At 74.4% G+C, this 5,013-nt stretch carries 4 protein-coding genes and 1 pseudogene; 2 read left to right on the top strand and 3 right to left on the bottom strand.

From position 1 onward, the window contains the following. Positions 1 to 963 (top strand): annotated as a pseudogene (locus H5J30_RS17305) (ATP-binding protein); the annotation flags it as partial. Next, positions 956 to 2,479, top strand: a complete 1,524-nt coding sequence (locus H5J30_RS17300) for a type 1 periplasmic-binding domain-containing protein (protein WP_309505555.1) — start codon at positions 956 to 958, stop codon at positions 2,477 to 2,479. The pseudogene H5J30_RS17305 and the gene H5J30_RS17300, both read left to right, overlap by 8 nt. A 35-nt stretch (positions 2,480 to 2,514) precedes the next feature. On the opposite strand, the gene H5J30_RS17295 is transcribed toward H5J30_RS17300, so the two are convergent. The 3 genes from H5J30_RS17295 to H5J30_RS17285 form a co-directional block, all read right to left on the bottom strand. Next, positions 2,515 to 3,681 (bottom strand): acyl-CoA dehydrogenase family protein, encoded by a 1,167-nt coding sequence (locus tag H5J30_RS17295; protein WP_181788322.1) that lies wholly within the window; start codon positions 3,679 to 3,681, stop codon positions 2,515 to 2,517. A 17-nt stretch (positions 3,682 to 3,698) separates the two neighbouring features. Then, a complete protein-coding gene (locus tag H5J30_RS17290; protein WP_181788321.1) occupies positions 3,699 to 4,643 on the bottom strand; it encodes a hydroxymethylglutaryl-CoA lyase in 945 nt (314 codons plus the stop codon). After that, positions 4,640 to 5,013, bottom strand: a 374-nt coding sequence (locus tag H5J30_RS17285) for an acyl-CoA carboxylase biotin carboxyl carrier protein subunit (RefSeq protein WP_181788320.1), incomplete at its 5' end; no start/stop codon positions are given. The genes H5J30_RS17285 and H5J30_RS17290, both read right to left, overlap by 4 nt.

The raw sequence follows: 5,013 nt of genomic DNA, 5'->3' as shown, positions 1-5,013 counted from the left end.
GACGCGGGCGTGAAGTGGCTCGGCTGGGCCGCGTACGAGGTGACCCGCGGCCACCCCCTCGCCACCCGCCACCTCTTCGACGAACTCCTCGCCACCGACGACCGCCAGTCGTGGGAGACCCGCATCCAGCGCGCCCTCGCCCCCGACTCGCCCCTCGTCACCGCCCTGCTGGAGCGCCTGCTGCCCCGGGACGCCCGCGAGACCGGACTGTGGGACGCCCTGCCGCGCTGCGCCGCCGCCACCGACCTCGCCCGCGCCGTCGCCGCCGGACCGCTGTGGGAGGAGGGCGAGACGGCCCTGCGCAACGCGGTCGGCGCGTTCTCCGGCGACGTCCTGCAGACCATGCACGTACGCACCCGCGACAGCGCCGCCGACGGCCCGCTGCAGACCCTCCATCCGCTGCTGCGGCTCCTCCTCCTGCGCCGCCTGGAGGCCACCGGCGGCTGGCGGCACGCCCACGAGGCGCTGCGCCGCGACGCCGCGGAGCGCGGGCTGCCGGAGATCGAGGCGTACCACCGGCTCGCGCTGGAGGACCTGCACGCCGCCGCCCGCTTCCTCAACGACCGCTTCGGCGGCGCGGACGCCACCCGCTGGTGCCGCCTGCTCGTCCGGCTGCGCCGCGCGCCCGTACGCGCCCGCATCCACGCGCACGCCCCGCAGGCCGACTCGCCGCAGCAGCGGTACGAGGGGCTGCTCGGCTTCCTCAGCACCGACGAGGTCGAGAGCAGGGAGCGCACCGTGACCCGGCTGCTGGTGGCGAGCTGGATGGCGCCCGAGCCCGCCGAGTCGCCCGAGACCGACCACGTCGGCGACCCGTACCGCAATCCGCTCGAAGACCTCTACGGCCAGCTCTACGGCGAGATCAACGCCCGCTTCATGACGCTGGCGTACGGACCCTTCGGCGGCGGCACCCCCGCGCTGCTGGACCAGGCGCGACAGTACGAGGAGAAGCCCGGTGAGTGAGCGGCGGCTGGGGCGCGGCGGTACGACGCCCTGGGGAGCGGTGGTGCTCGCGGCCCTGGTCGCGGCCGGCGCGCTGGCCTGGTTCCTGCCGCGGACGTTCGGCGGGGACGAGGAGTGCGCCGCCGGGGTCGTGCGGCTCGGCGGCGAGTGCGTGGGCGTCACCGACGGGGCGTACTCCTTCGACGGGGAACTGGACGAGGTCACCCGGCGGATCCGCGAGGAGAACGAGCGCGTCGAGCGCTCCGGCGCGGCGTCGGTGAGCATCGCGTACGTCGAGTCCATGACCCACGGCGCGGACGGCGCAGGCGCCGGCGGCCGGGCCGACGACCGCGACCCGACCGTCGTCCGCCAGGCGCTGGAGGGCGCGTACCTCGCCCAGCGCGCGCACAACCGGCTCGACGCCGACGACCCGCGTGCGGACGAGGGCCCCTCGCCGAAGGTGCGGCTGCTGCTCGCCAACACCGGGGAGGGCGGGGCGCACTACGAGCGGGTCGTCCGCGACCTGGAGGACAGGGCCCGCGGCGACGAGCACCTGGTCGCCGTCACCGGCCTCGGCCAGAGCGTCGAGTCCACCGTCGCCACGGTGCGGCGGCTGCGCCGCGCCGGGATACCGATGGTCGGGGCGACGGTCGCCGCCGACGAACTGGCCCGCAAGGACCCCGACTTCTTCCGCGTCTCCCAGCCCACCGCGCAGCAGGCCGCCATAGCCGCCCGCGAGCTGGACGAGCGGCAGCGCGAGGACCCCGGCTACCGCGTCGACGTCGTCAAGGACATCAAGGCGGGGGACACGTACAACAGGGCGCTGCGCGACGGCTTCGAGAAGGCGGTGGCCGAGCGCGGCGTGCGGCTCGCCACCGACGACGGCTACTCCTTCGAGTCCGGCCGCAGCTCGACGGCCAACGCGCTGACGTACATCGCCGACCAGGTCTGCCGCGCCCGCCAGGAGCTGGACGCCGTCTACTTCGCCGCCCGCGGGCGCGCCCTGCGGCAGTTCGTCCAAGCCCTCGCGGACCAGCCCGGATGCGACCTGGCCGTGGTGTCGGGATCCAGCGCGCTCGGCCTCTACTTCGACTCGCCCGACCTGGAGCGCTGGGGCGCCCAGGGGCTGCGCATACGGTATACGGCCTACGCCCACCCGAAGGCCGGCGACCCGGCCGCCCTCGCGGACTTCGCCGAGCGCTACTGCGCCGACTTCCGCCCCGGCGCCCCCCGCGGCTCCTGCGCGGCGGGCGACGGGCCGCTCCAGAGCGGGCAGGCGATCATGGGGCACGACGCGATGCTGGCGCTGGTCAAGGCCGTGGAGTACGCCACGGGGCCGGACGGCGACGACCCCGTGGACTCTGGCGCGGTACGGCAGATGCTGCTGCAGCTCGGCACCACGAAGGAGGCCCGCGGCCTCAGCGGGCCCATCGGCTTCGACGCGTACGGGAACCCGAAGGACAAGCCGATGGCGTACGTCGAGCTCCAGTGGCGGTCCGGCTTCCGGTACGTCCACAAGGCGGAACTCTGGCCGTGAGCACCGCCCTTGCCCCGGGGGCCGCCGGCCGGCCGTCAGGGCGTGGGCGGCAGGCCCAGCTCGCGGGCGATCAGCATGCGCTGCACCTCGCTGGTCCCCTCGCCGATCTCCAGGATCTTCGAGTCCCGCCACATCCGCGCCACCGGGTACTCGTTCATGAACCCGTAACCGCCGTGGATCTGCGTCGCCTCCCGCGCGTTGTCCACGGCCACCGTCGAGGTGTGCAGCTTCGCCAGCGCCGCCGCCTTCTTGAACGGCTCGCCGTGCACCAGCCTTGAGGCCGCGTCCCGCCACGAGAGGCGGGCGGTGTGGGCGCGCAGCTCCATGTCGGCCAGCTTGAACTGGATGGCCTGGTTGGTGCCGATGGGCCGGCCGAAGGCGTGGCGCTCCTGTGCGTACGCCAGCGACTCGTCCACGCAGCCCTGCGCCAGGCCGGTGGCGAGCGCGGCGATCGCGATGCGGCCCTCGTCCAGGATCCGCAGGAACTGGGCGTAGCCGCGGCCGCGTTCGCCGAGCAGGTTCGCGGCCGGGACGCGGACGTCGGAGAAGGACAGCTCGCGGGTGTCGGAGGCGTTCCAGCCGACCTTGGAGTAGGGGGCGGCGACCGTGAAGCCCGGGGTGCCGGACGGGACGATGATGGACGAGATCTCCGGCTTGCCCGCCTCGCTCCTGCCGGTGACGGCGGTGACGGTGACCAGGCCGGTGATGTCCGTGCCGGAGTTGGTGATGAAGCACTTCGTGCCGTTGATCACCCACTCGCCGGCGGCCTCGTCCAGGCGCGCCGTGGTGCGCGTGCCGCCCGCGTCCGAGCCGCACTCCGGCTCCGTCAGCCCGAACGCGCCCAGCATCTCGCCGGAGCACAGCTTCGGCAGCCAGGTGCGCTTCTGCTCCTCCGTACCGAAGTGGTGGACCGGCATCGCGCCCAGGGAGCAGCCCGCCTCCAGCGTGATCGCCACCGAGGAGTCGACGCGCGCCAGCTCCTCCAGCGCGATGCCGAGCGCCAGGTAGTCGCCGCCCATGCCGCCGTACTCCTCCGGGAACGGCAGGCCGAACAGGCCCATGCGGCCCATCTCGCGCACGATGTCGTACGGGAACTCGTGCCGCTCGTAGTAGTCGCCGATCTTCGGCGCCACCACGTCGTGCGCGAACTCCTCGACCGTGCGGCGGAGCTGCTCCAGCTCGGGGGACAGGCGGTGGTCCAGACTCGGCGTCATCGGGGTCACTCCTTGTGGGAGAGGGCGGTCACGGTGCGGGACGGGCTCGGGCGGCCGAGGCGGTCGGCCATCCAGACGCTGGTGGCGACGAGCGCGTCGAGGTCGACGCCGGTCTCGACGCCGAGGCCCTGCAGCATCCACACGAGGTCTTCGGTGGGGAGGTTGCCGGTCGCGCTCTTGGCGAACGGGCAGCCGCCGAGGCCGCCGGCGGCGGCGTCGACGGTGGTGACGCCGTGCTGCAGCGCGGCGAGGGTGTTGGCCAGGGCCTGGCCGTACGTGTCGTGGAAGTGGACGCCGAGCCGCTCGACGCCGAGGCCGGCCGCGGTGAGGGCGTCGAGCAGCGCGCCGACGTGGCCGGGGGTGGCGACGCCGATGGTGTCGCCGAGGCTCAGCTCGTCGCAGCCCATGTCGGCGAGCGCACGCGCGGTGCGTACGACCTGGTCGAGGGGGACGCGGCCCTCCCAGGGGTCGCCGAAGCACATCGAGAGGTAGCCGCGGACGTGCAGCCCCTCCCGCTTGGCCCGCGCGACGACCGGGTCGAACATCGCGAGCGACTCGTCGACGGTCCGGTTGAGGTTGCGCCGGGCGAAGGTCTCGGTGGCGCTGGCGAGGACGGCGACGCGGTCGGCACCGTGGGCGGTGGCGCGCTCCAGGCCGCGGATGTTGGGTACGAGGACGGGGACGTGGACGCCGCCGGGCAGGTCGGTGAGGCGGAGCAGGACCTCACCGGCGTCGGCGAGCTGGGGGACCCACTTGGGGTGCACGAAGCCGGTCGCCTCGACGGTGGTGAGACCGGCGGCGGCGAGGCGGTGCACGAAGTCGGCCTTGACGTCGGTGGGGACGATGGCCTTCTCGTTCTGCAGGCCGTCGCGGGGCCCGACCTCGTGGATACGGACCCGGGCGGGCAGCCCGGCGGCGGGCACGCGCATGGGGAGGGGGGAGTGGGTCATCGCGGTTCTTCCTGTCGTTCGCCCTGCGGTTCGCCCTGCGCGCCGTCCTGCCCGTCGCCCTGTGCATCTGCGCCGTCCTGTGCGTCGTCCGGTACGACGATGGCGAGCACCTGGTCCATGGCCACGGTCCCGCCGGCGACGGCATCCAGTTCGGCGACGGTGCCGGCGTGCGGGGCGGCGATGACGTGCTCCATCTTCATCGCCTCCACGACGAGCAGGCTCTGCCCGGCGGCGACGCGGTCGCCCACGGCGGCCTTGACGACGGTCACGGTGCCGGGCATGGGCGCGGTCAGCGCGTCCGCCCCGGCGGCGAGGCCCCCGCCGCGCAGGGCGGCGTCGACGGGGTCTGGCTCGGGCGCGCCGGCGACGT

The organism is Streptomyces phytophilus, from assembly GCF_013870535.1.
GTDB lineage: Bacteria > Actinomycetota > Actinomycetes > Streptomycetales > Streptomycetaceae > Streptomyces > Streptomyces phytophilus.
Note: the sequence above shows the minus strand (reverse complement) of the source record. Positions and strands in the feature narration are given on the sequence as shown.